The sequence below is a fragment of the Serratia sp. SSNIH1 genome (genome assembly GCF_002935055.1).
Classification (GTDB): domain Bacteria; phylum Pseudomonadota; class Gammaproteobacteria; order Enterobacterales; family Enterobacteriaceae; genus Serratia; species Serratia nevei.
Genome location: NZ_CP026383.1, coordinates 4,349,296 through 4,374,540, shown reverse-complemented (window position 1 = coordinate 4,374,540; position 25,245 = coordinate 4,349,296). Strand labels below are relative to the sequence as shown.

Genomic DNA, 25,245 nt, shown 5'->3' with positions numbered 1-25,245 from the left:
TGGCGGGTAACTTTGTCATGCAAACGTCATAAAACTGACATAAGATGCCCGGTTATCTTACGGCGTAAGCCCGATTACATCAGCGACAGCGAGACACATGACACAGACGACGGCAAATCAACATCCCCGAGATCGCCTGCGCGGGCGCATCGACCGCGGCGTGCAGGCGGCAGTGACCGCCTGCGGGCTGATGGTGCTGATGACGTTGATGCTGATCTTCGTCTATTTGCTGTTTGCCGTGCTGCCGCTGTTCAAACCGGCCTCGCTCGGCCAGGCGCAGCCGCTGCCGATCGCGGCTTCGGCCCCGGCGCTGGCGCTGGGCATGGACGTGCAGCAGCGCGTCGGTTACCGCATCGACGCGCAGGGCGCGGGGCAATTTTATCGCCTTACGCCGGCACCGAACGGCCAGCCCCAGGCGCCGCTGGCGCAGCAGACGCTGCTGGCCAAACCGGCGCTGCTTGCCCAGGCCGCCGGAGAGCGCGATCTGTTCGCGCTGGCGCAGGCCGACGGCCGGTTGGTGGTGGCGCGCGCGGATTTTGCGACGGCGGAAAACGGCCGGCCGCAGTGGCTGTTCCCGCTCGGGCAGCAGCCGTTGGCGCTGGATCCGCAGCGCAAGCCGCTGAAACTGCTGTCGCTGGCGGATGCGCATCGCGGGCAGTATCTGCTGGCTGGGGTGACTGACGATCGGCGGCTGGTGTTCGGCCGTTTCAGCCCTGACCGGCCGCCGCAGTTCAGCGAGCGGCCGCTGGAACACGATGCTGAGCAACTGGTGCTGACGCCGGATGGCCGCCAGCTTTACCTGCTGACCGGCAACCGGCTGGCGCGTTATCAGATCGACGGCGCGCAGCTGCAGCTGCGTGAAACGCGTACCCTTGGCGAACATGCCCCGTATCAGATGACGGCGCTGCCCGGCGGCAGTGCGCTGCTGATCAAGGGCGCCGACGGCAATCTGCGCGAGTGGTTCGAAGTAGAAAAAGAGCAGCGCTGGCGCCTGACGCCGGTGCAGCATTTCGACCATGGCGCCGACGGGCAGGAGCTGACGGTGGCTGAGCCCTATCGCCGGGTGTTCGCCACCCTGCGGCCCGATGGCGGCTTCTCGCTGTTCTCCACCATTCAACCGCAGCCGCTGCTGAATACCCGTTTGGGCGCTGAGGTGCGGCAGATGGCGTTCGCGCCGCGCGGCGATGGCCTGTTGCTGGAGAGCGCGCAGGGCTGGCAGCGCTATGCGCTCGACAACCCGTATCCGGACGTCACCTGGCGTTCGCTGTGGGGCAAGGTGTGGTATGAGAACTACCCACAGCCGGCCTATGTTTGGCAGTCCACCTCCGGCGAAGACAGTTACCAACCCAAATTCAGTTTGATGCCGGTGATCTTCGGCACCTTCAAGGCGGCGGCTTACGCGATGCTGTTCGCCATTCCCCTGGCGCTGGCCGGCGCCATCTATACCGCTTACTTTATGACGCCGGGGCTGCGGCGGGTGATCAAACCGGCTATCGAAGTGATGGGCGCGCTGCCGACGGTGGTGATCGGGCTGGTGGCCGGCATTTGGCTGGCGCCGATCATCGAGCAGTATCTGTTGGCGGTGCTGGCGTTGCCGCTGCTGCTGGCGGCGGCGGTGCTGCTGTGCGGCGCGTTGACCCATCGCTTTATGCCGCGTTGCCGGCCGGGCGTCGATCTGCTGTTGCTGTTGCCGCTGCTGGCGTTGACGGTGTGGCTGGCGCTCAGCCTGGGGCCGCGGCTGGAGGTGGCGCTGTTCGGTGAGCCGCTGCATTTCTGGCTGGGGGATAATTACGATCAGCGCAATGCGCTGGTGGTGGGCGTGGCGATGGGCTTCGCGCTGGTGCCGATCATCTTCTCGCTGGCGGAGGACGCGCTGTTCAGCGTGCCGGCCACCCTGAGCCAGGGCTCTTTGGCGCTGGGCGCCACCCAATGGCAGACGGTGATCAAGGTGGTGCTGCCTTCCGCCAGCGCCGGTATTTTCTCCGCGCTGATGATCGGCTTTGGCCGCGCGGTGGGGGAAACCATGATCGTGCTGATGGCCACCGGCAATACGCCAATTATCGACGGCAGCCTGTTCCAGGGGCTGCGGGCGCTGGCGGCCAATATCGCCATCGAGATGCCGGAGGCGGTCTCCGGCAGCAGCCATTACCGCGTGCTGTTCCTGACCGCGCTGGTGCTGTTTGTCTTCACCTTCGTGTTCAACACGCTGGCGGAGGCGGTGCGCCTGCGGCTGCGCAAGCGTTACACGCCAAATCAGGAGGCGCCATGAAGAACTGGGTGAAGAGCGGGTCGCCGTGGATATGGCTGACCGCCGGTTCGGTGGCCGTCAGCCTGTTGGCGCTGATCGGCATTTTGTTGCTGCTGGCCGGACAAGGGATGCGCTATTTCTGGCCGAGCCCGGTTTATCAGTTCGAGCTGAATCAGAACGGCGCCGGGCCGGTGACGGTGATCGGCGAGCTGTACCAGCAGCAAAGCATTTCGCGCCGCCAGCTGGCGGAAGCGGGCGTGACGCCGCCGGGCGAGGCGCAAAGCGTCGAACGTTATCTGATCAAGGTCGGCAACCGCGAGCGCGAGGGGCAGGATTTTCGCACGCTGCTGGCCAGCGACATCCGCAGCCAAAGCACGCCGCGCGGCCTGCTGGTACTGGAGCGCGACAGCCACGGTACCGCCTACGGCTATCTGGCGGGGCTGCTGGAGGATGGGCAACCGCTGACCGGCCGCAATCTGGGGCAGGCGTTGCAGCAGCGGCTGCCACAAATCGCCGCGCTCTCGCGCCAGGCGCACGACATTCAATTCCGCGATATGGCGCGCATCAATCAGCAGTTTGACGCGCTGCGGCTGCGGGAAAAGCGCCTGCAGCGCGACGATAAGCTGGACGCCCGCGCGCAGGACGCCATCAAGGCCGAGCGGCTGGAGTTACAGCGGCAATACCAGCTGCTGTCCGAACGCCTGGCGGGGCTGAACCGCGATCGCCAGCGCGATGCGCTGCTGCTGCGCGACATGCATGGCCAGACGTTGACCATTCCGCTCAGCCAGGTGCGCGATGCCTGGTACCCGAACGCCATGAACACCACCGAGAAGCTGGCGCATTGGGGCGAGCAGGTGAAGAAGTTCCTCACCGACAGCCCGCGTGAGGCGAATACCGAAGGCGGGGTGTTCCCGGCCATTTTCGGCACGGTGTTGATGGTGATCCTGATGTCGATCGTGGTGATGCCGTTTGGCGTGATCGCGGCGGTATATCTGCACGAGTATGCCGGCAACAATCTGCTGACGCGGGTGATCCGCATCGCGGTGGTCAACCTGGCCGGCGTGCCCTCGATCGTCTATGGCGTCTTCGGCCTCGGCTTTTTCGTTTATATGATAGGCGGCACGCTCGATCAGCTGTTCTATCCTGAATCCTTGCCCAACCCGACCTTCGGCACGCCCGGCGTGCTGTGGGCGGCGCTGACGCTGGCGCTGCTGACGCTGCCGGTGGTGATCGTCGCCACCGAGGAAGGGCTGTCGCGCATTCCCACCTCGCTGCGGCAGGGCTCGATGGCGCTGGGCGCCAGCCGGGCCGAGACGCTGTGGCGCATCGTGCTGCCGATGGCGGCGCCGGCGATGATGACCGGCCTGATTCTGGCGGTGGCGCGCGCCGCCGGGGAGACCGCGCCGCTGATGCTGGTGGGGGTCGTGAAATCGGTGCCGGTGCTGCCGGTGGACGAGATTTTCCCGTATCTGCACCTGGAGCGGAAGTTTATGCATCTGAGCTTCCAGATCTACGATATGGCATTCCAAAGCCCGAGCGTAGAGGCGGCGCGGCCGCTGGTGTTCGCCACCGCCTTCCTGCTGGTGACGATCGTGGTGAGTTTGAATCTGGCGGCGATGGGTATCCGCCATTCGTTGAGGGAGCGGTACCGAGCATGGTCGCAGTAACAATGACGCTATTTTTGGGGAGTGCGTAATGGGTGTGATGACGCCAGGCAGTTTGCCCCGGCTGGATGTCCAGCATCTCGACGATGAACAGACCGCGCTGGCGGTCAACGGCCTGAACCTGTTTTATGGCGACAAACAGGTGCTGCACGATATTTCGCTGCGTATCCCGAAACACCGGGTGACGGCCCTGATCGGCCCCTCGGGCTGCGGTAAATCGACGCTGCTGCGCTGTTTCAACCGCATGAACGATCTGGTGGACAACTGCCGCATCGAGGGCGAGCTGCAGCTGAACGGCGCGGCGATCTCCGGCGCACAGATCGACGTGGCGGCGCTGCGGCGGCGGGTGGGCATGGTGTTCCAGCGGCCGAACCCGTTCCCGAAATCGATCTATGAAAACGTGGTGTACGGCCTGCGGCTGCAGGGCGTGCGCGACCGGCGCTTGCTGGATGAGGCGGTGGAGCGTTCGCTGCGCGCCGCCGCGCTGTGGCATGAGGTGAAGGACCGGCTGCGCGAAAATGCGTTCCGCTTGTCCAGCGGCCAGCAGCAGCGCCTGGTGATCGCGCGCGCCATCGCCATCGAGCCGGAGGTATTGCTGCTCGACGAGCCGACCTCGGCGCTGGATCCGATCTCCACGCTGACTATCGAAGAGCTGATTTCCGCGCTGAAACAGCGTTACAGCGTGGTGCTGGTGACGCACAACATGCAGCAGGCGGCGCGCGTCTCCGACTACACCGCCTTTATCCACCAGGGGCGGCTGGTGGAGTACAACGACACCGACGCCATCTTCACCTCGCCGCGCCAGCGCCGCACCGAAGATTATATTACCGGGCGGTATGGTTGAGGGGAGAGCGACGGAGGTTTTCGCTCCGTCGCCGGCAATGGCCGTTGCAGTCGGCCTGCGTCTGCTGTTTTATTTTACCCGCGCATTAAGCCGGCATGAATTAATGCATGGCATAAGTCTGATTGCCGGCGAGTTTGTTTTATTCATTTTTCATCATGTGGAATTCAATCCATTCTCTGCAATTTATTATCAACCACAATTATGTTGTCGGTGATGATCAATATAATTGCTAATGTCGATAATGGCTGTGGCGGGCTCGGCGGTGCTGAAATGGTAATCCTTAATGCGCGCGGCCTTTAGCCGTAACCCGCAATACCAACCCCACCAACAGCAACGCAGCCCCCGAGGCATAGAGCGGGAACCAGCGCGTCCACCAGAGCGGGGAAAACAGCGGGGTGCTGTTGGGATCTGCAGGCGCGTAGCCGCTATAGGTATTTAGACCGGCGGCGATGGCGAGCATCGCCAGGCCGATAAAAAGCAGCAGGTTTGAAACTTTAGCCATTTACGTTACTCCTTCGTAGAAATTCAGAGGAAAGGTTCTTGTTATTGCGGTGCGTTACTGTTTCATCCACTATTCCGGTTAAATACGCTCTTGGCTTTTTTATCAGCTCATTTTCCGGTAAAAATGGCATCACCGAATACTAGCCGGTTATTCGCCAATAAAAAACCCGCCAGCGCGGGTTTTCTCTTTTTTCTCGCAGACCGTCACTTCACCAGCGGCTTATCGCCCGGCGTTTTGAACTTCGCCAGATATTGCGGCTGGAAGATGCACATGCGCAGCACGGTGCGGTATTCGCCGTTGACGAAGAACTCGTCGATCAGCTCGCCTTCCACGTTGAAGCCCAGTTTGCTGTAGATGTGGATCGCTTTCGGGTTCTCCTTGTCGACGATCAGGTACAGCTTGTACAGGTTCAGCACCGAGAAGCCGTAGTCCATCGCCAGACGGGCGGCGGTGCTGGCGTAGCCTTTGCCCTGATGGGCGGGATCGATGATGATCTGGAATTCCGCGCGGCGGTGGATGTGATCGATCTCCACCAGCTCCACCAGGCCGACCTTGGCGCCTTCGTGCTCGATGATAAAGCGGCGCTCGCTCTGATCGTGAATGTGTTTGTCGTAAAGATCGGAAAGCTCGACAAAGGCTTCGTAGGGTTCTTCAAACCAATAGCGCATGACGCTGGCGTTGTTGTCCATCTGGTGGACGAACGACAGATCGTCCCGTTCCAATGGGCGTAACCTGACGCTGGCAGTGCTGGACATGTGGGCTCCTCTGTGCCGTGAAATTGTGCAAAGTATAACTTCACAGAATGGATGAAGGCGAAAAAAAACGGCGCCGCGTGGGCGCCGTTTAGGCAAGGTTCAGGCTGCGCGCCTCAGTCGGCGGCGTGGCCCTGCGCCGGCAGGCGTTCGCCGTCCAGCCAGGCGGCGCCGTCGCGCATCGCCAGGCGGCCGTCGACGAACCAGCTCACCACCAGTGGATAGATCGTGTGTTCCTGGGTTTGCACCCGTTCAACCACGTCATCTTCCTCGTCGTCAGCGAAAATCGGCACCTTGGCCTGCAAAATCACCGGGCCGCCGTCGAGCTGTTCGGTCACGAAGTGCACCGAGGTGCCGTGTTCGCTGTCGCCGTTGTCGATGGCCTGACGGTGGGTATGCAGCCCCGGGTATTTCGGCAGCAGGGAAGGGTGGATGTTCAGCAGGCGGCCGGCATAGCGCTGCACGAACTGCGGGCTGAGGATACGCATGTAGCCGGCCAGCACCACCAGATCGGGCTGGTACTGGTCGATGGCGTCCGCCAACGCGGCGTCGAACGCCGCGCGATCGGCGTAAGCCTTGGCATCCAGCGCCTGGGCGGCGATGCCCGCCGCCTCTGCACGTTGCAGGCCGTAAGCCTGCGCCTTGTTGCTGAATACCGCCACGATCTCGGCGGCGATGCGGCCCTGCTGGCAGGCGTCAATCAGCGCCTGGAGATTGCTCCCCTGGCCGGAGACCAACACCACGATCTTTTTCATCAGTTGATGACCACTTGTTGTTCGTCGGAAGAGGCGGTCAGTTTACCGATTTTCCACGCTTTTTCACCTGCCGCGGTCAGCAGCGCGATGGCCGTTTCCACTTCGGCTTCCGGCAGGGCGATGACCATGCCTACGCCGCAGTTGAAGGTGCGGTACATTTCATGACGGCTGACGTTGCCGGCCTGCTGCAGCCAGGTGAACACCGCCGGCCACTGCCAGCTGGCTTCGTCGATCACCGCCTGCATGCCTTCCGGCAGCACGCGCGGAATGTTTTCCCAGAAGCCGCCGCCGGTGAGGTGAGCGATGGCGTGGACGTCCGCCTTCTCGATCAGCTCCAGCACGGACTTCACGTAAATCTTGGTCGGCGCCAGCAGGTGGTCGGCCAGCGGTTTGCCTTCCAGCTGAGTGGCGGTCGGATCGGTGTTGCTCACTTCCAGGATTTTGCGCACCAGCGAGTAGCCGTTGGAGTGCGGGCCGGAAGCGCCCAGGGCGATCAGCGCGTCGCCGGACTGCACTTTACTGCCGTCGATGATCTCGGATTTTTCGACCACGCCGACGCAGAAACCGGCCACGTCGTAATCTTCGCCGTGGTACATGCCCGGCATTTCAGCGGTTTCGCCGCCCACCAGCGCACAGCCGGACTGTTTGCAGCCTTCGGCGATGCCGGTGATCACGCTGGCCGCGGTGTCCACATCCAGCTTGCCGGTCGCGTAGTAGTCGAGGAAGAACAGCGGCTCGGCGCCCTGAACCACCAGATCGTTGACGCACATCGCCACCAGATCGATGCCGATGGTGTCGTGGCGTTTCAGATCCATCGCCAGACGCAGCTTGGTGCCCACGCCGTCGGTACCGGAAACCAGCACCGGCTCGCGGTATTTCTGCGGCAACGCACACAGGGCGCCAAACCCGCCCAGACCGCCCATCACTTCCGGGCGACGGGTCTGTTTAACTACACCTTTGATGCGATCTACCAATGCGTTGCCTGCATCGATATCGACACCTGCGTCTTTATAGCTGAGAGAGGTTTTGTCGGTCACTGCGCGATTCCCCACGACGGTTTGCGGTTTGAAAACTGTGCTTCCGATGTTGATTCCGGAATAAGGCGCGGCAATTCTAACAGCGCAGGCAAACGTTTGCGAGCGGCTTGTGAACCGGCTCCGCTTTTTCGTCATCTATACTGATATTCAAACTTTTGTTGATCCCGATCGGGCTATTGTGGGTGGCGCAGCGAAAAAAAGGAGGTATAATCCCGCGATTTTTTTGGCCGCAACCACCTTAATAGGAGAAAAATGATGAAGATCGTTGAGGTGAAACACCCGCTGGTAAAACACAAGCTTGGCCTGATGCGCGAAAATGACATCAGCACCAAACGCTTCCGTGAGCTGGCCTCAGAAGTGGGTAGTTTACTGACCTATGAAGCGACCGCCGATCTGGAGACGGAAAAAGTCACCATCGAAGGCTGGTGCGGGCCAGTTGAAGTGGAACAGATCAAAGGGAAAAAGATTACCGTGGTGCCTATCCTGCGCGCAGGCCTGGGCATGATGGAAGGGGTGCTGGAGCACGTGCCGAGCGCGCGCATCAGCGTGGTGGGCGTTTACCGCGACGAAGAAACCCTGGAGCCGGTGCCGTACTTCCAGAAGCTGGTTTCCAACATCGAAGAGCGCATGGCGCTGGTCGTCGACCCGATGCTGGCCACCGGCGGTTCGATGATCGCCACTATCGATCTGCTGAAGAAAGCCGGCTGCCACAGCATCAAGGTGCTGGTCCTGGTGGCGGCGCCGGAAGGCATCGCCGCGCTGGAGAAAGCGCATCCGGACGTTGAGCTGTACACCGCCTCCATCGATCAGTGCCTGAACGACAAGGGCTATATCGTGCCTGGCCTGGGCGATGCGGGCGACAAGATATTTGGTACTAAGTAAACATTTGAGCCGACTTAACGAGTCGGCTTTTTTATGCTCTTCGTCTTTCAAGCTACAGCGTTGTTGGCTGCAGGCAGTAACCTCAGTCACTTATTTGATATAAGCTCCTGGGGATTATTGCCCTGGCCGCCTGGCTGTAACTTGAAATCCATTGAGCATAGACAATTCAGCTTGCATAACGATTAATGACTCAGAGGAAAAGCACACATGACCCGTCGCGCCATCGGCGTCAGCGAGCGCCCGCCGCTGCTCCAGACCATTCCGCTCAGCTTCCAGCACCTGTTCGCCATGTTCGGCGCCACCGTGCTGGTGCCTATCCTGTTCAAGATCAACCCGGCGACCGTGCTGTTGTTCAACGGCATCGGCACGCTGCTGTATCTGTTCATCTGTAAAGGCAAGATCCCGGCCTACCTCGGTTCCAGCTTCGCGTTTATCTCGCCGGTGCTGCTGCTGTTGCCGCTCGGTTATGAAGTGGCGTTGGGCGGTTTCATCATGTGCGGCGTGCTGTTCTGCCTGGTGGCGCTGATCGTGAAAAAGGCCGGCACCGGCTGGCTGGACGTGATGTTCCCGCCGGCGGCGATGGGAGCAATCGTCGCCGTCATCGGGCTGGAGCTGGCTGGCGTGGCGGCCAACATGGCGGGGCTGCTGCCGGCGGAAGGCACCAGCGCCGACTCGACCACCATCACCATTTCGCTGGTGACGCTGGCGGTCACGGTGCTCGGCTCGGTGTTGTTCCGCGGCTTCCTGGCGATTATCCCGATCCTGATCGGCGTGCTGGTGGGCTATGCGCTGTCGTTCTTCATGGGCGTGGTGGATTTGACCCCGATCCGCGAGGCGCACTGGTTTGCGCTGCCGACCTTCTACACCCCGCGCTTTGAGTGGTTCGCCATCTTCACCATTCTGCCGGCGGCGCTGGTGGTGATCGCCGAGCACGTCGGCCACTTGGTGGTGACCGCCAACATCGTGAAAAAAGACCTGATCCGCGATCCGGGGCTGCACCGTTCGATGTTCGCCAACGGCATTTCGACGGTGTTCTCCGGCTTCTTCGGTTCCACGCCGAACACCACCTACGGCGAGAACATCGGCGTGATGGCCATCACCAAGGTCTACAGCACCTGGGTGATCGGCGGCGCGGCGGTGCTGGCTATCCTGCTGTCCTGCATCGGCAAGCTGGCGGCGGCGATCCAGGCGGTGCCGGTGCCGGTGATGGGCGGCGTTTCCCTGCTGCTGTACGGCGTGATCGGCGCCTCGGGCATTCGCGTGCTGATCGAGTCCAAAGTGGATTACAACAAGGCGCAAAACCTGATTCTGACCTCGGTGATCCTGATCATCGGCGTGAGCGGCGCCAAGGTGCATATCGGCGCGGCGGAGCTGAAAGGCATGGCGCTGGCGACCATCGTCGGCATTGGCCTGAGCCTGCTGTTCAAGGTCATCAGCCTGTTCCGCAAGGAAGAAGAGGTGCTTGACGCGCCGGACGAACCGGCGGAGCAGAAGTAACGAAAAGGGCAGCCCAGGGGCTGCCCTTTTGACTTGGGGTGTGCGGCTTAGCTGCGAATTTTGCGGTACACGAACAGCACCACGATGGCGCCGATAACCGCTACCACGAAGCTGCCGAAGTTGAAGCCGTCAACCTTGCCGTAGCCGAAGAAGGTGCTGATATAGCCGCCGACCACGGCGCCGATGATCCCCAGCACAACGGTCAGGATAAAGCCGCCGCCGTCTTTGCCGGGCATGATCCACTTAGCCAAAATACCGGCGATCAGGCCGAAGATAATCCAGGAAATAATCCCCATTTACTGCTCCTTTCTTTTGTGGCTGAGAATGGCTTACTGCTGGGTGGCCGGCTGCGTATTGCCGTTCACCGCCGCATCGGTCTCTTGTTTCAACTCTTGCGTTTTGTTTTCGGCGCTGTTCTTGATGGCTTCGGTCTTCGCCTTGGCCTGCTCGGTCAGATCGTTAGCGCCGTTGATGGCGTCGTTTTTGATGGCCTTGGCCTGATCCACCAGCTGCTGGCTTTGTTTGCCGGCGTCATCCTTGATCGCGGCGGCCTTGGCCTTGGCGTCGTTGGTGATGGCGTCGGCCTGCTTGGCGGCTTCATCTTTAATCGCCGAGGCTTTGTCCTTCAGCTGGTCTGCCTGCGTGGCGGCCTCTTTTTTGATTTCATCTGCCGTCGCTTTCGCTTTGTCCGTCAGATCGTCCGCTTTTTTCTGGGCGGCGTCTTTCATCTGCTCGGCGCTGTCTTTGGCTTTATCCAGGTTGGCGTCAACCTTGGAAGAGTCATCACAGCCGGCAACCAACAACCCGATAAAGGAGGCTAACAGCACTTTATTCCATACTTTCATCGTCTATATCCTTGCAGAAACCTTGTTGATGGTGATTGCGTTTTGCCTACCTATACTAGGTCAGGTTTTACTTAAATTACAAATTTAACCTGCTTAGGCATGGAGTTAGGGTTTGATATCAGATTATTCTTGCCGGTGAGGGAGCCGCAATCGATTAAACGGCGCTAAGGCATTGCTCACTATTGCGGCATAAGATCCTGCCGGTTCAACAGCGCCCGTTTTCTGTGTTAAACTGCCTGCGTTTTTCTGCCAGTTTTGGTTGAGGTGCTTCTCTGAATACGCCGGCACAGCTTTCACTGCCACTTTATCTTCCCGATGATGAAACTTTCGCCAGTTTTTATCCGGGCGAGAACCCATCCCTATTAGCCGCGATCCAATCCGCCGTCCGCCAGGAACATGGCAGCTATATCTATTTTTGGTCGCGTGAAGGCGGCGGGCGCAGCCATCTGCTGCATGCGGCCTGCGCCGAGCTTTCGCAGAAGGGGGAAGCGGTGGGCTATGTGCCGCTCGACAAACGCGCTTACTTCGTGCCTGAAGTGTTGGACGGCATGGAGCAGCTGGCGCTGGTTTGCATCGACAATATCGAATGCATCGCCGGCGACGAAGAGTGGGAGATGGCGATCTTCAACCTCTACAACCGCATCCTGGAAACCGGCCGCACCCGTTTGTTCATCACCGGGGATCGCCCGCCGCGTCAGCTGAACCTGCGCTTACCGGATCTGGCTTCGCGCCTGGACTGGGGGCAGATCTACAAGCTGCAGCCGCTGTCGGACGAAGAAAAACTGCTGGCGCTGCAGCTGCGCGGCAAACTGCGCGGCTTCGAGCTGCCGGAAGACGTGGGCCGCTTCCTGTTGAAACGGCTGGATCGCGAGATGCGCACGCTGTTTATGACCCTCGATCAGCTCGATCGCGCCTCGATCACCGCCCAGCGCAAGCTGACCATCCCGTTCGTTAAAGAGATCCTGGGGCTGTAGCGGCGACCGCAAAAGAAAGGGCGCGACAGTGCGCGCCCGAATTCGAATTTACAAAATCTCCAGCACCTGCTCCGGCGGCCGGCCGATACGCGCCTTGCTGCCTTTCACCACGATCGGGCGTTCGATCAGTTTCGGGTTCGCCGTCATCGCTGCCAGCAGCTGTTCTTCGCTCAGGCTGTCGTCCGCCAGCTTCAATTCCTTGTACAGATCTTCTTTTTTGCGCATCAGATCGCGCGCGGATGTGAAGCCTAATTCTTCCAACAGCTTTTTCAGCTCATCGGCCGACGGGGGCGTTTCAAGATACAGCACCACCTTGGGATCGACACCGTGCTGCTCCAGCAGCGCCAGGGTTTCACGGCTCTTGGAGCAGCGCGGATTGTGGTAAATCGTGACGTTTTTCATGGCGTTCATTCCTTGTTGAATCAGCTGCGCTGGTATTGGCGGAAGCGCTGTTGCAGTTGGCGCAGCTGGTCGATGCGCGCATCGTAGCGCGCCTGTTTCAGGCTGCCGAGTTTCTGCAGCGAGCTGGCATTGCTGAGCAGGCCGATGGCCTGATCGAGCCGGCCGGTCAGCGCCAGGCTTTCGGCGCGGGCCGACAGCTCTTCATCGCGCAGCCCCTGGGCGGCGCTGGCCTGCGCCAGCAGATCCCAGCCGTTCGGATCGTCCGGATGGGCAAAGGTATAGCGGTTCAGGATCTTTGAGGCCTGCGCCGGCTGGTTGCCTTCGACATAGGCATTGGCCAGGTTGAGCTGCAGCACCGGGTTGTTGTTCTGGGCGGCGTTGGCCGCCTGCAGGCGGGCGATGGCCTGTGGCGCGCGTTTCTGGCCGAGATCGATGTCGGTCATCAGGTCGATCAGCCAGACGTTTTTCGCATCCTGCGCCAGCATCGGTTGAATGATGTTGCGCGCATCGTCGTATTTTTTCGCTTCATAGAACAGGATGGCGCGACCGTATTTGGCGGCCGCCTGTTCGCGCACGTTGCCCTTGCTGAGTGAGCCGAGCAGCTCTTCGTTCAGGCCATAGCCTTCCGAGCTGTACATACCCAGTGCGCGCACTTTGGCCATCAGGTAGTCCTGCGAAGACTGTACGATGTGTTTCGGCATCTGGTTGGCGCGGTTGCGTGCGTCGGAGAGGCGGCTGTCCGGCAACGGGTGCGTCAGCAGCATTTCCGGCGGTTTGGAGGCGTAGCGCGACTGATCGGAGAGTTTTTGCAGGAAGTCGGGCATCGCTTCCGGATCGAAACCGGCGCGCTGCAGCACCTGAATGCCGATGCGGTCGGCTTCCTGTTCGTTCGACTGGGTAAAGCTGATCATGCCCTGCTGGGTACCGGCCAGGGTGCCGCTCAGCGCCGCCATGCCCATGGTCGGGTTGGCCATCGCCAGCAGGATGGAGCCGAGTGCGCCCACCCAGGTCAGCGGGGCGTTGCGCTGCTGATCTTCCATTGCGCGCGCCAGGTGGCGCTGGGTGACGTGCGAGATTTCGTGCGCCAGTACCGAAGCCAGCTGGCTTTCGTTGTCGCTGACGCGAAACAGCGCGGAATGCAGCACCACGTTGCCGCCGAAGAAGGCGAAGGCGTTGATCTCGTCGTTGCGCACCAGATAGAAATGGAACGGTGTGCGCACCGAATAAGCGCTGGCCACCAGCCGGTTGCCCAGCTGGTTGATGTACTGGCTCAGCAGCGGATCGTTGATCAGCGGGGCGCTGGCGCGCAGTTGGCGCACGTAGAAATCGCCCATCGCCAGCTCTTGTCCGATGCTCAGGGTGCCGCCGGCGGAGGTGCCCATATCCGGCAACTGGTCCTGGCTTTCCGCCTGTGCTGGCGCCAGGGCGGTGGCGTTCAGCGTGCCGAGCAGCAGCACCGCTAACGCGGTTTTGGTCAACCGGTTGGTCATAGTCAGGCGTTTCCCTTAAATAATCATTTCTAAGACGTCAGCAGCAGACAAGAGTTCTTTATTCTCACGGCGCAATCCGCGCGAAAGTGCGGCGGCTCATAAACTGCAGCGGCGGCACCCATCACATCATAGTCAGCCGCAGCCGACAAGGAAACGTTAGCCGGGCGCGGATCGGGCAAAAAAGTTTTATTTTTCATTTTGAAGGGCGCTTTCTGCGTCGCCGACGGCGCGCATTGTCAATAAAACACGGACAAGGTTGATCCGTGTTTTATTGACAAGATAAACGCAGACTCATATAGTCTGCGTTATTGAAGGTTCATTGACGGTCGAAAACGGACATATGGCGTACATCACAACCAGCGTTGAATATGGCATCCACTGCCTGCTGTGGCTGGTCGGCGATAACCAGCGCGCGCTCAGCAGCCGCGAACTCGCCGAGCTGCAGGGCATCTCCCCCAGCTTTCTGGCCAAGATTTTCCCCAAGCTGGAAAAGGCGGGGATCGTCGTCGCCAGCGAAGGGGTGCGCGGCGGCTACCGGCTGGCGCGCCCGGCGGATGAGATCAGTTTTCTGGCGATCATCGACGCCATCGAAGGGCACAAGCCGCTGTTCGATTGCCAGGAGGTACGCGGGCGCTGCGCAGTGTTCGACGATTCTCCGCCGGATTGGGCGGTCTCCGGTAAATGCGCCATCCACGCGGTGATGCTGCAGGCGGAGAAGGCGATGCGCGATGCGCTGGCGGCGCAGACCCTCGGCGCCGTCGCGGCCCGCTTTGGCCGCAAGGCGCCGCAGGGCTTCTTCGGTGAGGTCAACCTCTGGCTCGATGAACGCATGACGGAACGCACCGCGCGCAGCGGCAAAACGGCGCGGGCCAAAACCTAACCACCGCCTTTCCTTAAAGCCAAACAGACTTTTTCCCGCCTCTTCGGAAGGGGCGGGCGGGCTTTCTGCACCCTGTTACGGGAGCGGAACGGCATCGTTCATCCGAAAAAACTGCGGGCAGCCTTATCGCCCGGTTAACCCTTTATGAAGGAGTCATCCCATGATGCAGAAAATAGTGATTGCCGGTTCCGGTTTTGCCGGTTTTTGGGCCGCCGTGTCCGCCATGCGCGCCATTACCCTCGCCGGTAAGCATGACGATATCGAGGTGCTCATGGTTTCGCCGACGCCAACGGTCACCATCCGGCCGCGCCTGTATGAAGCGGTGTTGGAAAACATGAATCCGGACATTTCCGCGCAGCTCGCCGCCGTCGGCGTGTGCCACCTGGCCGGGGCGGTAGAGCGCATCGATGCCGACGCCAAGACGCTCACGGTGGCGCAGGCGACGGGGGGATCCCTTGAATTGGCCTACGACCGCCTGGTGTGGGCCACCGGCAGTCGGCTTTCCGTGCCTGCGGTGCCGGGCTTTGCCGAATACGGTTTCAACGTCGATACGCTGGAAAGCGCGCAGCGTTTGGATGCCCATATCAAAGCGCTGGCAGCCAAACCGTCGACGCCGGCGCGCAACACCGCCGTGGTGGTGGGCGCGGGGCTGACCGGGCTGGAGAGCGCGGCGGAGATGCCGCAGCGGCTGCGGGATGCGCTGGGCAAAGACGAGACCGTGCGCGTGGTGATCGTCGATAGCGCCCCGGAAGTGGGCGCCGGAATGGGCGCGGAACCGGGGGCGGTGATTCGCCAGGCGCTGGCGGAGTGCGGCGTGGAAGCGCGAACCGGCCTGCGCGTCTCGGCTATCGACGCTGAGGGGGTGATGCTGTCGAACGGTGAGCGTATCGCCGCCAACACGGTGATCCTGGCGGCGGGCGTGCGGGCGCATCCGCTGACTGAGCAGATCCCCGGCGAGCGCGACGGTAGCGGCCGGGTGATCGGCGACGCCTTCCTGCGCGCGCCGGCGGCGGCGGGCATTTTCGTGACCGGCGATACGGTGAAGGCGGCGACCGACGATCTCGGCAACCACAACCTGATGACCTGCCAGCATGCGATGAGCCTTGGCCGCGTGGCCGGCCACAATGCGGCGGCGGAGCTGGCGGGGTTGCCGACGCACCCGTACAGCCAGCCGAAGTATGTGACCTGCCTGGATCTGGGGCCCTGGGGCGCGCTGTATACCGAAGGCTGGGAGCGCCAGGTGCGCTTTACCCGTCAGGAAGGCAAAAAGATGAAGCAGGAGATCAACACGCAGTGGATTTATCCACCGGCGGCGGATCGCGAGGCGCTGTTTGCCGTCGCCAATCCGGATTTCGTGATTGTGCCTTAAGGAAGTCAAAACGGGAGCGGCAACGCTCCCGTCGTCATTTTCCCAGCGGCAGGAACGAGCGCTCCGGCACCACGGTTTTCATCACCAGCGTGGAGCTCAGGCGCTGCACGCCCGGCAGAGCGGAGAGTTTCTCGTCGTAAAGCTGTTGGAAAGCGGGCAGATCGCGGGCGATCACGTGCAGCAGATAGTCCGGATCGCCGAACAGCCGCTGCGCCTGCACCACCTGTGGAATGTCCATCATGGCGTTTTCGAAGGTTTCAACGGCGCGGCGATCGCCTTCGCGCATGGTGACGAACACCAGGGCGGAAAAGTTATAGCCCAGGCTGCCGGGATCGAGCTGGGCGCGGTAACCCCTGATCACCCTGGACTCCTCTAACGCCCGCACCCGGCGGTGGCAGGGAGAGACGCTCAACCCGATCCGCTCGGCCAGCTCGGTCACCGACAAACGCCCGTCGGCCTGTAGTTCAGCAAGAATCTTGCGATCAATCTTATCCATTTGGAAAAATTTCCCCGCTTATGCCGGTTTCAGGCAAGTAATTGAAAGCACATTTTAACGCCTTGAGGATATTCTTGCCATCTATTGAACGGTTTTGACGGCCGCCGCGGCAGGCGGAGGCCGTTCTTCTTCCAAAGAGGAAAGCGCAATGGTTCTTTGTTCTGAATGGCGCGGCGCGTTTGAGAGGGCGCCGGCATGACGCTCGCGCTGTTCGCCGCTTTTTGGGCGGTGTCGATTTTGTTGGTGATCACGCCGGGTATGGATTGGGCCTATGTGATCTCGGCGGGCATTCGCGGGCGGGTCGTGGTGCCCGCCGTCGCCGGCTTGCTGTTTGGCCACCTGCTGATGATTGCGATCGTGGTGGCGGGCGTCGGCGCGCTGCTGGTCGGCAACCCGCTGGCGCTGACGGCGCTTACCTTGCTGGGGGCGGCTTATCTGTTGTGGATCGGTTTCAACATGCTGCTGCACCCGCCGGTGCCCGGCGCCGGTGAAGATCAGCGTTCCGATTCCTGGCTGCGCTGGGCCGGTAAGGGCGTGTGCGTCAGCGGGCTGAATCCCAAGGTGTTTCTGCTGTTTTTGGCGCTGCTGCCGCAGTTTACCGACGCCCGGGCCGAATGGTCGGTGCCGATGCAGATGCTGGCGTTGGGCGTCGTGCATTTGATCAGCTGCGGCCTGGTGTATCTGCTGGTGGGATTCGGTTCGCAGTCGGTGCTGCGCACGCGCCCGCAGGCCGCGAAGGTCGTGGGGCGCATCTCCGGCGCGGCGATGATCGTCATCGCCCTCGGGCTGCTGGCCGAGCAGGCGCTGAAATAGCGCCTTGAAAGGCCCGCCTGTGCGGGCCTGGCGGTATCAGGCTTTGACGGCGAGCAGCACCGATGAGGCTTTAATCAGGGCGACGGCGCGCGAACCGTTCTTCAGCGCCATCTCCTGCAGGCTTTCATTGGTGATCACCGACGTCAGCACAAAACCGGCATCCGCTTTGAGGTGCACGGTGCTGTTGACCGCGCCGTGCTCAACCGCAATCACTTCCCCGGCAAACTGGTTGCGGGCGGAAAAACGCAAACCGCAATCCTCCGTCGCCAGGATCACCCACGGCGCTTTAATCAGCGCGACGGCCTCTTTACCGATGGTTAACCCCAGCGACTGTTGGCTTTGTACCGTGACGATGGCCACCAGTTTTTCACCGCCCTGCAGGGTGATCTCCACTTCGTCATTGACGGCGCCTTTAGCGACGGCGGACACGGTACCGGCTAACTGGTTACGGGCTGAAACGGGCATAGATTCTCCTTGAAAGGGGCAAAAGGTAAAATTTGTCGCCAGCATGGGCCCTAACCACCGCGATTGCCAATGTCGCGGGGGAAGTGTGTGAACTGGGGCGGTCTTGCTGAAAAATTACCGTCGGTAGATGTCCGGTCGGGCGATCTGCCAGACAAAATCGGGGCAGTTGATGGCGCTATACCCCACTTTTTCATAGAGCCAGGGGGCGGTGCTGGTGACCAGCATGATTCGCCGCAGCGTCGCCATCAGTGGATGGGCCTGGCAGCATTCCGCCAGCCACAGGCCCAACCCGCCTTTTTGATGCGCCTCCAGCACGTAAACGTCGCACAGATAGCCGAAGGTGGCGTAATCGGTGACCAGCCGGGCGAAACCGATTTGTCTGGTGCCGTGATACAAGCCGAAGCACAGGCTGTGGGAGAGGGACTGGCGAACGGTCTCTTTATCAATGCCCTCCGCCCATGACGAACGGGTAAGAAACGCATGAATGGCGTCAATATCCAGCAGGCTGGGCTCGGTGCTGACGAGATAGTCAGCACGCCGCCACTCACGTGGGGCAGGGATTGTCATGAGGGTTCTTCTCCTGTGCAAGCGTTAAGGTCTGGGCCGCCGTTCAGGCGTGCAGTTCGGCGACCGTCATGGTGAAAATCAGCGTGTCTTCGCCCTCGTTGGTGTAACGGTGCGGGCCGTCCGTTCTGGCGACCGCCGAACAGCCTGGCGTAATCCTGAGCTCGGTTTGTTCGACGGCAAGGCTCAAGACGCCTTGTTCAACGTGCAGCAGTTCGAAGGTGCCCGCCGGATGGCCGCTCGATGCATAGGCTTCCCCCGGCGCCATTTCCCAGCGCCACAGTTCTATCATGTTTGGGCCGCGGGTGCCTGCCAGCAAGCGGGCCGAGCCGCCGCGATCGCCGTGCCACAGCGTGGGAATGTCTTGGCTTTCAATCAGGTAGGCGGCGGGGGCGCGGGTCACGTTGACGATGTCCGCCACCGACAGGCCCAGCGCCGCCGCGAGCTTGCACAGGATGGCAATGCTGGGATTGGCGCTGCCTTTCTCGATCTCCACCAGCATGCCCTTGCTGACGCCCGCCCGGCGCGACAGTTCGTCCTGCGACAGCTTTTGGCTTTTTCGCTGTTGTTTGATGCGGTGCGACACCGCTTCGCTGACGGTTTGCACGTCGGCGCCGAACTCGGTCGGTCTGTTGACTTTTTCGCTCATCGGTCAATATCATGAAATAAAATGGTCAATATAGGATTATTCGATGATTTTAGTCGATCCGTCAATCGATCCGGCCGTCGCTGCGCTGGCGCCCGGTTTCCGGGCGTTAAGCATTACCGTGGCCGCGGCTCCCATAACCAACCCGGACGTAGGGGCGCTGGCGTTGGCGCAGGCCTGTCGCGCCCTCGGCGAGGAGGACGCGCCCTGGGCTGAGGCGCATCTCTCGGCCTGGCGCGATGTCTTCATGCGGTTTGGCGCCAAACCCAAGCGTACGCCCTGTTCCGCCGATGCCTTGCGCAAGCGCGCGCTGCGCGACGGCACGATGCCCAGCATCGATCCGGTGGTCGACCTCTACAACGCCGTCAGCATTCGTTATGCGGTGCCGGTGGGGGGCGAGAATATCGCGGCTTATGTCGGCGAGCCGCGGCTGATCGTCGCGGAAGGCAGCGAGCTGTTCGATACCGTCAAGGAGGGCGCGGTGATCCATGAATCGCCGGAGGCGGGGGAGGTGATCTGGCGCGACGATCGCGGTGTGACCTGCCGCCGCTGGAACTGGCGTCAGGGCGTCAGAACCCGGCTGAGCGCCGAGGCCGAACGGATGTGGTTCATCCTGGAGAGCCTGCCGGCAATGCCGTTGGCGGCGCTGCATGCGGCGGGCGACGAATTGATTGCCGGTTTACGGCAAATGATGCCCGGCGTTGCGATAGAGCAACGGCTCATCGGCTGCACCTCGTAACCGGCCTCAGCACTGGCGGCGGACCAAACCGGTGATCAGATCCAGCGCGTCGTCCGCCGCCGCGACTTCGCTCTCGCTGAGGGCCTGCCGTTCGATAAAGCTCTCGATGGCTTCCAGCAGGGAGAAAACGCTGATTTCGTCTCCTATCTTCACGACTTCCCAAACGCCACGTCCGATCGCCAGACAGATGGCTTCATCAAATTCACGCGGTTTGCTGTTCATCTTTTTTCCCCTACGGCGTTTGGGATTATATCGGCCATGCTACCGATTTTTGGCCGGCGACTGTCTGACAAAAATCCCATTTTTTCGTTGATGCTGACTGGCGCACGATCGCGGGCATTGGCGAAATTCTGATTTCCTGGTCGTGGCCAAATTTCCCTTGTGACCACCGTGTCTGCGCGGTATTGTCGCCAAATGACGACAATACCGCCTCATTGTCCGCATAAAAAATTCATGACGTTATCATCCCTTCATCCCGCTGCCGTGCGGGATTTTTTTATGAGGTTTATCTCAAAGTGCGGATAACCTCGATGCGATCGCTTGCCATGCTCTGGGAATAATCCTAGCTTGAAATAGTCATTTAGGGTTAGCAATCCCTCATGACCTCCTTGTAACACTTGATGCACCAGAACGTTTTCTCCCCCGCTTAGGCGGGGTTTTTAATGACGTGCATCGGAAAAGGCCTTCAACGTAGAACCGACAGAGTTCGTGACGATAACCAGTTTAAGTATCAGGGGACGGGACTATGAAAAATGATCTGGCGGCGGCGATCGCGATTGGCTGTGTATTGTTGTTCGCACTGGCGGTCGGTTCGCCCCTTTCTATCGGTACCTCGCTGTAATCTTCCGCGGCCCCGTCCGGGGCCGTTTACCCAGTCTGTCGCCGCGTCTGCGGATTTTTGCGCCGATTGCCTGCCCGCGCGATAAAATCAGCCAAATCGCTGTTGATGTATGGCCAACTTTGAGTACTCTGAGTGCTTTGCACACCTCGAGTGCGCCCGTTCCATCTATGCTTTAATCAGACCCATCACAGGAATCGCCATGCCCGCCCGCCAAATCTCGAGGAGCCCGCTCTGATGCTGGAGATGTTATTACAGTGGTACCGCCGCCGCTTCACCGATCCGCAGGCTATCGCGCTGCTGGTGATCCTGGTCGCCGGGTTCCTTATTCTCTATTTTTTGCACGGTATTCTGACCCCGTTGCTGGTCGCCATCGTGCTGGCCTATCTGCTGGAGTGGCCGACCGCGCGCCTGCAGCGCATCGGCTGTTCACGCACCTGGGCGGCGAGCATCATGCTGCTGGTGTTCGCGGGCGTCGCCATGCTGCTGGTGTTCGTCGTTGCGCCAACCGCCTGGCAGCAGGGCATCAATCTGATGAGCGATCTGCCGGGCATGCTCAATCAGTTCTATAACTATGCCGCGACGCTGCCGAAGCGTTACCCGGCGCTGGTGGATGCCGGCATCATCGACATGATGGCGGAGAACCTGCGCAGCCGGCTGTCCGGCATGGGCGAGTCGGTGGTGAAATTCTCGCTGGCGTCGCTGGTCGGCCTGCTGACGCTGGCTATCTACCTGATCCTGGTGCCGATGATGATGTTCTTCCTGTTGAAGGACAAAGAACAGCTGCTGAACGCGGTGCGCCGCGTGCTGCCGCGCAATCGCGGCCTGGCGGGGCAGGTCTGGAACGAGATGAATCAGCAGATCACCAACTACATTCGCGGCAAGGTGCTGGAGATGGTGATTGTCGGCGTGGCGACCTATCTGGTGTTCGCCGTGCTGGACATGCGCTACTCGCTGTTGCTGGCGGTGCTGGTGGGCTTCTCGGTGTTGATCCCCTACATCGGCGCGGTGCTGGTCACCATTCCGGTGGTGGTGGTGGCGCTGTTCCAGTGGGGCGTCGGCGCCGATTTCTGGACGCTGATCGTCGCCTATCTGGTGGTGCAGGGGCTGGACGGCAATCTGCTGGTGCCCATTTTGTTCTCCGAAGCGGTCAACCTGCATCCGCTGGTGATTATCCTGTCGGTGATCGTGTTCGGCGGGATGTGGGGCTTTTGGGGCGTGTTTTTCGCCATACCGCTGGCGACGCTGGTGAAGGCGGTGATCCATGCCTGGCCGGATGAACTGCGGGTCGAAGTGGAAGACAAGGCCGACTGACAGGGAAGAAACGAAGCGCAGCAGGCCGCTGCGCTTCGTGAGAATTACTGCTGCAGGTAGCTCAGAACGATGTCGTGGTGATTGGTGGTTTTGAAATCATCAAACACTTTTTCAATCTTGCCTTTGCCATCGATCAGGAAACTGATGCGGTGAATACCGTCGTAGGTCTTGCCCATGAAGGTTTTCTCGCCCCACACGCCAAACTGTTGCGCTACCTGATGATCTTCATCAGACAACAGCGTGAAGTTGAGCAGCTCCTTTTCGGCGAAGCGCGACAGTTTTTCCGGTTTGTCGGTGCTGATGCCCAGCACTTCGACGCCGACTTTTTTCAATTCGTCCATGTTGTCCCGCAGGCCGCAGGCTTGCACGGTGCAGCCCGGCGTCATCGCCTTCGGATAGAAATAGACCAATACTCGCTGTCCCTGGAAGTCGGCCAAATTAATTTCCTCACCGTCCTGGTCAGGCAAACTAAATTTCGGCGCTGTGTCACCGGCTTTCAATGGGCTCATCACTACTCTCCATCTTTCTCGTCATGCTGTGGATAGTTCACCACGCTAATACTGCCTTGCGCGTTCAATTCTGTACATAGGCGATGGAAGGCTTGCTCAATATTTGAGGCGTCCCGATCGCCGGAGCTGTGGGCGGTGATTTGGATATACAGCTGCGGCGGCAGATCGCCGTCCGCCGGCTGCGTGCGTGAGACCAGTTCGGCGATATTCATCTGGCTGGAGTCGAACAGATCGGTAAAGCGTTCGATGATGTGCGGCGAGTCCTTCACTTCCACCTGCACCCACACCGTGGCCGGCATCGGCGGCCTTTCGTGCGAGTTTGTGCGCTTCATCACGATCAGCAGATCCAGCTCCGCGCCTTTTTGCGGCAGGGTGGATTCGATCAGGGTGATGGCGTTCCAGCTGCCGGACAGCAGCATGATGAACGTGAACTCCTCTCCCAGCATGGCCAGACGGCTATCTTCGATATTGCATCCGCAACTGCTGACGTGGCGGGTGATGGTATTGACGATTCCGGGGCGGTCGGCGCCGAGCGCGGTAATCACGAGATAGTGTTCGTCTGACTGAGGCAAAATAGCGCTTCCTGTCGTGCTTAATGGGATTACCATGGTAAACATAAAAAAAACCGCCTGCCAAGCGCTTACAACGCGGTTGTGCGCTTGCTTTTGGATAGGCAGCAAAAGTACCATGAGTGACTTGTTTGTGGAGGGGACGGCCAATGTTTACGGGAAGTATTGTTGCACTGGTTACGCCGATGGACGACAAAGGTGCTGTCGATCGCGCGAGCCTAAAAAAATTGATCGATTATCATGTAGCCAGTGGCACCGCGGCGATCGTTTCCGTAGGGACCACCGGCGAGTCCGCAACGCTTGCCCATGACGAGCACGTTGACGTGGTGCTGCAGACGCTGGAGCTGGCCGACGGCCGCATCCCGGTGATCGCCGGCACCGGCGCCAACGCCACCGCCGAAGCCATCGCGCTCACCACCCGCTTCGCCAATACCGGCGTAGTGGGCTGCCTGACGGTGACGCCGTACTACAATAAGCCGACGCAGGAAGGGCTGTACCAGCACTTCAAGGCGATCGCCGAGAGCACCGAGCTGCCGCAGATCCTGTATAACGTGCCTTCGCGCACCGGCTGCGACATGCTGCCGCCGACCATCGCTCGGCTGGCGAAAATCAAGAATATTGTTGCTGTAAAAGAAGCGACGGGGAACTTAAGTCGCGTTAGTCAGATCCAAGTGCTGGTTGACGATGAAGACTTCATTTTGCTGAGCGGCGACGACGCCAGCGGGCTGGACTTCATGCAACTGGGCGGCAAAGGGGTGATTTCCGTGACGGCCAACGTGGCCGCGCGCGAGATGGCGGAACTTTGCGCGCTGGCGGCGCAGGGCAAATTTGCCGAAGCGCGCCGCTTAAATCAGCGCTTGATGCCGTTGCATCAGGATCTATTTGTAGAAGCAAACCCAATTCCGGTGAAGTGGGCCTGTAAGGCGTTGGGATTGATGGCAACCGATACGCTGCGTCTGCCGATGACGCCGTTGAGCGAAGCCGCCCGCCCGGTGGTGGAGCGCGCGCTGAAAAGCGTCGGTTTGCTGTAACTCTAAGGGAAATTTGATGGCTTATTCATTGCAAAAGTCGACGGTAGCAAAAGTAGTGGGCATCTCCTTGGTGATGATGCTGGCAGCCTGCAGCAGCGATCAGCGCTACAAGCGCCAGGTCAGCGGCGACGAGGCTTACCTCGACGCGGCTCCGCTCAAGGCGCTGAACGCGCCGTCCGGCATGATCCTGCCGGTGCAGAGCGGCAACTATGACGTTCCCGCCACGACGCTGCAAGGCAACGTCGGCAAGCAACTGGACATTCGTCCGCCGGTGCAGCCGTTGGCGCTGCTGAGCGGTTCACGCGCGCAATACGCCGGCGACAGCGGCACGCTGCTGCTGGAAAACAGCCCGCAGAACCAGAACCTGTGGTCGCGCGTGGTCAGCCTGCTGCAGGCGAAGAACATCGCGATCGCTTCCCGCCAGGACGCCGGTCAGACCCTGACCACCGACTGGGTGAAGTGGAACCGTCTGGACGAAGACAACCAGTACGAAGGCCGTTATCAGATCAGCGTGCAGCAGCAGGGCTACCAGCAGGCGCTGGTGGTGAAAAGCGTTGGCCTGCAGCAGCAGGGCAAGACTGAGCAGGTGACCGACCAGTCTGAGATTCAGCGCTACAATGGCATGATGATCAACACCCTGATCGAAGGCCTGGACAAGCAGGACAACCTGGCGAGCAGCCAGACCGCCAGCCGCTTCGGCGCGCTGGACGTGCAGAGCGGCGCCGATGACACCGGCCTGCCGATGCTGGTGGTGCGCGGCCCGTACACCGTGGTGTGGGATCGCCTGCCGGCGGCGCTCGAAAAACTGGGGATGAAAGTGGGTGACCGCAGCCGTCCGCAGGGCACCGTTGCCGTGACCTACAAGTCCCTGAGCAGCAGCGATTGGGATGCGTTGGGCGTCAAGGATCCTGAACTGGCGGAAGGCGATTACAAACTGCAGGTCGGCGATCTCAACAACCGCACCAGCCTGCAATTCATCGATCCGAAAGGCAAACCGCTGACCCAGTCGAAAAACGACGCACTGGTGGCGGCATTCCAGTCTGCCTTCAGTAAAACCAGCGTTAAATAATCAAAAAGGGGCTTCGGCCCCTTTTTGTTTTGTCGATACGGTATCGTTTGC

General features: G+C 60.6%; 28 protein-coding genes. 13 read left to right on the top strand and 15 right to left on the bottom strand.

Annotated elements, in window-relative coordinates; all coding sequences use genetic code 11:
- Nucleotides 1-97 precede the first annotated feature (97 nt).
- The 3 genes from C3F38_RS21140 to pstB are packed head-to-tail and all read left to right on the top strand — an operon-like array spanning nt 98 to nt 4,756.
- Nucleotides 98-2,269: an ABC transporter permease subunit gene (locus C3F38_RS21140; RefSeq protein WP_055317141.1), complete on the top strand. Its 2,172-nt coding sequence runs from the start codon at nt 98-100 to the stop codon at nt 2,267-2,269.
- Nucleotides 2,266-3,915, top strand: coding sequence for a phosphate ABC transporter permease PstA (gene pstA / locus C3F38_RS21135; RefSeq protein ID WP_038873714.1), 1,650 nt, complete (start codon nt 2,266-2,268; stop codon nt 3,913-3,915). Before C3F38_RS21140 ends, pstA begins: the two co-directional genes overlap by 4 nt.
- 28 nt (nt 3,916-3,943) lie before the next feature.
- Nucleotides 3,944-4,756, top strand: a complete 813-nt coding sequence (gene pstB, locus C3F38_RS21130; RefSeq protein WP_103767454.1) for a phosphate ABC transporter ATP-binding protein PstB — start codon at nt 3,944-3,946, stop codon at nt 4,754-4,756.
- A gap of 280 nt (nt 4,757-5,036) precedes the next feature.
- Here the strand turns inward: pstB and C3F38_RS21125 are convergent, their stop codons facing one another.
- The 4 genes from C3F38_RS21125 to purM form a co-directional block, all read right to left on the bottom strand.
- On the bottom strand, nt 5,037-5,258 hold the full coding sequence (locus C3F38_RS21125) for a hypothetical protein (RefSeq protein ID WP_033644041.1): 222 nt from the start codon (nt 5,256-5,258) through the stop codon (nt 5,037-5,039).
- Nucleotides 5,259-5,461: 203 nt separating this feature from the next.
- On the bottom strand, nt 5,462-6,013 hold the full coding sequence (speG, locus tag C3F38_RS21120) for a spermidine N1-acetyltransferase (protein WP_033644040.1): 552 nt from the start codon (nt 6,011-6,013) through the stop codon (nt 5,462-5,464).
- Between the two features lie 113 nt (nt 6,014-6,126).
- On the bottom strand, nt 6,127-6,765 hold the full coding sequence (gene purN, locus C3F38_RS21115) for a phosphoribosylglycinamide formyltransferase (protein ID WP_080490817.1): 639 nt from the start codon (nt 6,763-6,765) through the stop codon (nt 6,127-6,129).
- Nucleotides 6,765-7,802, bottom strand: coding sequence for a phosphoribosylformylglycinamidine cyclo-ligase (gene purM, locus C3F38_RS21110; protein ID WP_033632401.1), 1,038 nt, complete (start codon nt 7,800-7,802; stop codon nt 6,765-6,767). The genes purN and purM overlap by 1 nt, the downstream gene beginning before the upstream one ends.
- Nucleotides 7,803-8,057: 255 nt before the next feature.
- Between purM and upp the strand changes: the two genes are divergently transcribed.
- Together upp and uraA are read left to right on the top strand one after the other, a co-directional pair.
- Nucleotides 8,058-8,684, top strand: coding sequence for a uracil phosphoribosyltransferase (gene upp / locus C3F38_RS21105; protein ID WP_038873707.1), 627 nt, complete (start codon nt 8,058-8,060; stop codon nt 8,682-8,684).
- A 207-nt stretch (nt 8,685-8,891) separates the two neighbouring features.
- A complete protein-coding gene (gene uraA / locus C3F38_RS21100; protein WP_021504398.1) occupies nt 8,892-10,181 on the top strand; it encodes a uracil permease in 1,290 nt (429 codons plus the stop codon).
- A 47-nt stretch (nt 10,182-10,228) separates the two neighbouring features.
- Here the strand turns inward: uraA and C3F38_RS21095 are convergent, their stop codons facing one another.
- Complete coding sequence (locus C3F38_RS21095) at nt 10,229-10,477, bottom strand: GlsB/YeaQ/YmgE family stress response membrane protein (RefSeq protein ID WP_016926728.1); 249 nt, start codon at nt 10,475-10,477, stop codon at nt 10,229-10,231.
- Nucleotides 10,478-10,510: 33 nt separating this feature from the next.
- Nucleotides 10,511-11,026, bottom strand: coding sequence for a hypothetical protein (locus tag C3F38_RS21090; RefSeq protein WP_047730113.1), 516 nt, complete (start codon nt 11,024-11,026; stop codon nt 10,511-10,513).
- A 272-nt stretch (nt 11,027-11,298) separates the two neighbouring features.
- Between C3F38_RS21090 and hda the strand changes: the two genes are divergently transcribed.
- Entirely contained in the window at nt 11,299-12,000 is a 702-nt protein-coding gene (gene hda / locus C3F38_RS21085; protein ID WP_025159568.1) for a DnaA inactivator Hda, read from the top strand.
- A gap of 48 nt (nt 12,001-12,048) precedes the next feature.
- Here hda and arsC read toward each other — a convergent pair whose 3' ends face one another.
- Complete coding sequence (gene arsC, locus C3F38_RS21080; protein WP_103767453.1) at nt 12,049-12,402, bottom strand: arsenate reductase (glutaredoxin); 354 nt, start codon at nt 12,400-12,402, stop codon at nt 12,049-12,051.
- Between the two features lie 20 nt (nt 12,403-12,422).
- Entirely contained in the window at nt 12,423-13,892 is a 1,470-nt protein-coding gene (locus C3F38_RS21075; protein WP_038873698.1) for a M48 family metallopeptidase, read from the bottom strand.
- Between the two features lie 340 nt (nt 13,893-14,232).
- Here C3F38_RS21075 and C3F38_RS21070 point away from each other — a divergent pair, with 340 nt between their 5' ends.
- Nucleotides 14,233-14,772 carry an Rrf2 family transcriptional regulator gene (locus C3F38_RS21070; protein WP_038873797.1) on the top strand — a complete coding sequence of 180 codons (540 nt, stop codon included), beginning with the start codon at nt 14,233-14,235 and terminating at the stop codon, nt 14,770-14,772.
- Between the two features lie 160 nt (nt 14,773-14,932).
- Nucleotides 14,933-16,141 carry an NAD(P)/FAD-dependent oxidoreductase gene (locus C3F38_RS21065; RefSeq protein ID WP_047730114.1) on the top strand — a complete coding sequence of 403 codons (1,209 nt, stop codon included), beginning with the start codon at nt 14,933-14,935 and terminating at the stop codon, nt 16,139-16,141.
- Nucleotides 16,142-16,175: 34 nt separating this feature from the next.
- On the opposite strand, the gene C3F38_RS21060 is transcribed toward C3F38_RS21065, so the two are convergent.
- Nucleotides 16,176-16,637 carry an Lrp/AsnC family transcriptional regulator gene (locus C3F38_RS21060; RefSeq protein ID WP_103767452.1) on the bottom strand — a complete coding sequence of 154 codons (462 nt, stop codon included), beginning with the start codon at nt 16,635-16,637 and terminating at the stop codon, nt 16,176-16,178.
- A 195-nt stretch (nt 16,638-16,832) separates the two neighbouring features.
- Between C3F38_RS21060 and C3F38_RS21055 the strand changes: the two genes are divergently transcribed.
- Entirely contained in the window at nt 16,833-17,450 is a 618-nt protein-coding gene (locus tag C3F38_RS21055; RefSeq protein ID WP_004941674.1) for a LysE family translocator, read from the top strand.
- A 36-nt stretch (nt 17,451-17,486) separates the two neighbouring features.
- On the opposite strand, the gene C3F38_RS21050 is transcribed toward C3F38_RS21055, so the two are convergent.
- From C3F38_RS21050 to C3F38_RS21040, 3 genes are all read right to left on the bottom strand, one after another.
- The gene (locus C3F38_RS21050; protein WP_047730115.1) at nt 17,487-17,915 is read right to left on the bottom strand and encodes a molybdopterin-binding protein; all 429 of its coding nucleotides are present in this window, start codon (nt 17,913-17,915) and stop codon (nt 17,487-17,489) included.
- A 114-nt stretch (nt 17,916-18,029) separates the two neighbouring features.
- The gene (locus tag C3F38_RS21045; protein ID WP_047730116.1) at nt 18,030-18,482 is read right to left on the bottom strand and encodes a GNAT family N-acetyltransferase; all 453 of its coding nucleotides are present in this window, start codon (nt 18,480-18,482) and stop codon (nt 18,030-18,032) included.
- Nucleotides 18,483-18,525: 43 nt separating this feature from the next.
- Complete coding sequence (locus C3F38_RS21040) at nt 18,526-19,128, bottom strand: helix-turn-helix transcriptional regulator (RefSeq protein ID WP_055312260.1); 603 nt, start codon at nt 19,126-19,128, stop codon at nt 18,526-18,528.
- A gap of 43 nt (nt 19,129-19,171) precedes the next feature.
- Here C3F38_RS21040 and C3F38_RS21035 point away from each other — a divergent pair, with 43 nt between their 5' ends.
- A complete protein-coding gene (locus C3F38_RS21035; RefSeq protein WP_047730118.1) occupies nt 19,172-19,864 on the top strand; it encodes a B3/4 domain-containing protein in 693 nt (230 codons plus the stop codon).
- A gap of 6 nt (nt 19,865-19,870) precedes the next feature.
- Here the strand turns inward: C3F38_RS21035 and C3F38_RS21030 are convergent, their stop codons facing one another.
- The gene (locus C3F38_RS21030; protein ID WP_038873678.1) at nt 19,871-20,086 is read right to left on the bottom strand and encodes a hypothetical protein; all 216 of its coding nucleotides are present in this window, start codon (nt 20,084-20,086) and stop codon (nt 19,871-19,873) included.
- A gap of 853 nt (nt 20,087-20,939) precedes the next feature.
- Here C3F38_RS21030 and C3F38_RS21025 point away from each other — a divergent pair.
- Complete coding sequence (locus C3F38_RS21025) at nt 20,940-22,016, top strand: AI-2E family transporter (protein WP_038873675.1); 1,077 nt, start codon at nt 20,940-20,942, stop codon at nt 22,014-22,016.
- A 44-nt stretch (nt 22,017-22,060) separates the two neighbouring features.
- Here the strand turns inward: C3F38_RS21025 and bcp are convergent, their stop codons facing one another.
- On the bottom strand, nt 22,061-22,525 hold the full coding sequence (gene bcp, locus C3F38_RS21020; protein ID WP_038873672.1) for a thioredoxin-dependent thiol peroxidase: 465 nt from the start codon (nt 22,523-22,525) through the stop codon (nt 22,061-22,063).
- A 2-nt stretch (nt 22,526-22,527) separates the two neighbouring features.
- A complete protein-coding gene (locus C3F38_RS21015) occupies nt 22,528-23,133 on the bottom strand; it encodes a glycine cleavage system transcriptional repressor (protein ID WP_369916764.1) in 606 nt (201 codons plus the stop codon).
- Between the two features lie 110 nt (nt 23,134-23,243).
- Here C3F38_RS21015 and dapA point away from each other — a divergent pair, with 110 nt between their 5' ends.
- A complete protein-coding gene (gene dapA / locus C3F38_RS21010) occupies nt 23,244-24,125 on the top strand; it encodes a 4-hydroxy-tetrahydrodipicolinate synthase (protein ID WP_004941701.1) in 882 nt (293 codons plus the stop codon).
- A gap of 16 nt (nt 24,126-24,141) precedes the next feature.
- Nucleotides 24,142-25,194, top strand: coding sequence for an outer membrane protein assembly factor BamC (gene bamC / locus C3F38_RS21005; protein WP_019453890.1), 1,053 nt, complete (start codon nt 24,142-24,144; stop codon nt 25,192-25,194).
- The last annotated feature ends 51 nt before the right edge of the window (nt 25,195-25,245 follow it).

Coding starts and splice junctions, on each gene's coding strand:
- uraA (WP_021504398.1), top strand. CDS start 8,892: ATGACCCGTCGCGCCATCGGCGTCAGCGAGCGCCCGCCGCTGCTCCAG.
- speG (WP_033644040.1), bottom strand. CDS start 6,013: ATGTCCAGCACTGCCAGCGTCAGGTTACGCCCATTGGAACGGGACGAT.
- upp (WP_038873707.1), top strand. CDS start 8,058: ATGAAGATCGTTGAGGTGAAACACCCGCTGGTAAAACACAAGCTTGGC.
- C3F38_RS21060 (WP_103767452.1), bottom strand. CDS start 16,637: ATGGATAAGATTGATCGCAAGATTCTTGCTGAACTACAGGCCGACGGG.
- C3F38_RS21035 (WP_047730118.1), top strand. CDS start 19,172: ATGATTTTAGTCGATCCGTCAATCGATCCGGCCGTCGCTGCGCTGGCG.
- bamC (WP_019453890.1), top strand. CDS start 24,142: ATGGCTTATTCATTGCAAAAGTCGACGGTAGCAAAAGTAGTGGGCATC.
- pstA (WP_038873714.1), top strand. CDS start 2,266: ATGAAGAACTGGGTGAAGAGCGGGTCGCCGTGGATATGGCTGACCGCC.
- C3F38_RS21140 (WP_055317141.1), top strand. CDS start 98: ATGACACAGACGACGGCAAATCAACATCCCCGAGATCGCCTGCGCGGG.
- C3F38_RS21015 (WP_369916764.1), bottom strand. CDS start 23,133: ATGGTAATCCCATTAAGCACGACAGGAAGCGCTATTTTGCCTCAGTCA.
- C3F38_RS21055 (WP_004941674.1), top strand. CDS start 16,833: ATGACGCTCGCGCTGTTCGCCGCTTTTTGGGCGGTGTCGATTTTGTTG.
- C3F38_RS21065 (WP_047730114.1), top strand. CDS start 14,933: ATGATGCAGAAAATAGTGATTGCCGGTTCCGGTTTTGCCGGTTTTTGG.
- C3F38_RS21125 (WP_033644041.1), bottom strand. CDS start 5,258: ATGGCTAAAGTTTCAAACCTGCTGCTTTTTATCGGCCTGGCGATGCTC.
- C3F38_RS21070 (WP_038873797.1), top strand. CDS start 14,233: ATGGCGTACATCACAACCAGCGTTGAATATGGCATCCACTGCCTGCTG.
- arsC (WP_103767453.1), bottom strand. CDS start 12,402: ATGAAAAACGTCACGATTTACCACAATCCGCGCTGCTCCAAGAGCCGT.
- C3F38_RS21045 (WP_047730116.1), bottom strand. CDS start 18,482: ATGACAATCCCTGCCCCACGTGAGTGGCGGCGTGCTGACTATCTCGTC.
- bcp (WP_038873672.1), bottom strand. CDS start 22,525: ATGAGCCCATTGAAAGCCGGTGACACAGCGCCGAAATTTAGTTTGCCT.
- dapA (WP_004941701.1), top strand. CDS start 23,244: ATGTTTACGGGAAGTATTGTTGCACTGGTTACGCCGATGGACGACAAA.
- C3F38_RS21090 (WP_047730113.1), bottom strand. CDS start 11,026: ATGAAAGTATGGAATAAAGTGCTGTTAGCCTCCTTTATCGGGTTGTTG.
- C3F38_RS21040 (WP_055312260.1), bottom strand. CDS start 19,128: ATGAGCGAAAAAGTCAACAGACCGACCGAGTTCGGCGCCGACGTGCAA.
- purN (WP_080490817.1), bottom strand. CDS start 6,765: ATGAAAAAGATCGTGGTGTTGGTCTCCGGCCAGGGGAGCAATCTCCAG.
- C3F38_RS21025 (WP_038873675.1), top strand. CDS start 20,940: ATGCTGGAGATGTTATTACAGTGGTACCGCCGCCGCTTCACCGATCCG.
- C3F38_RS21050 (WP_047730115.1), bottom strand. CDS start 17,915: ATGCCCGTTTCAGCCCGTAACCAGTTAGCCGGTACCGTGTCCGCCGTC.
- pstB (WP_103767454.1), top strand. CDS start 3,944: ATGGGTGTGATGACGCCAGGCAGTTTGCCCCGGCTGGATGTCCAGCAT.
- C3F38_RS21030 (WP_038873678.1), bottom strand. CDS start 20,086: ATGAACAGCAAACCGCGTGAATTTGATGAAGCCATCTGTCTGGCGATC.
- C3F38_RS21075 (WP_038873698.1), bottom strand. CDS start 13,892: ATGACCAACCGGTTGACCAAAACCGCGTTAGCGGTGCTGCTGCTCGGC.
- C3F38_RS21095 (WP_016926728.1), bottom strand. CDS start 10,477: ATGGGGATTATTTCCTGGATTATCTTCGGCCTGATCGCCGGTATTTTG.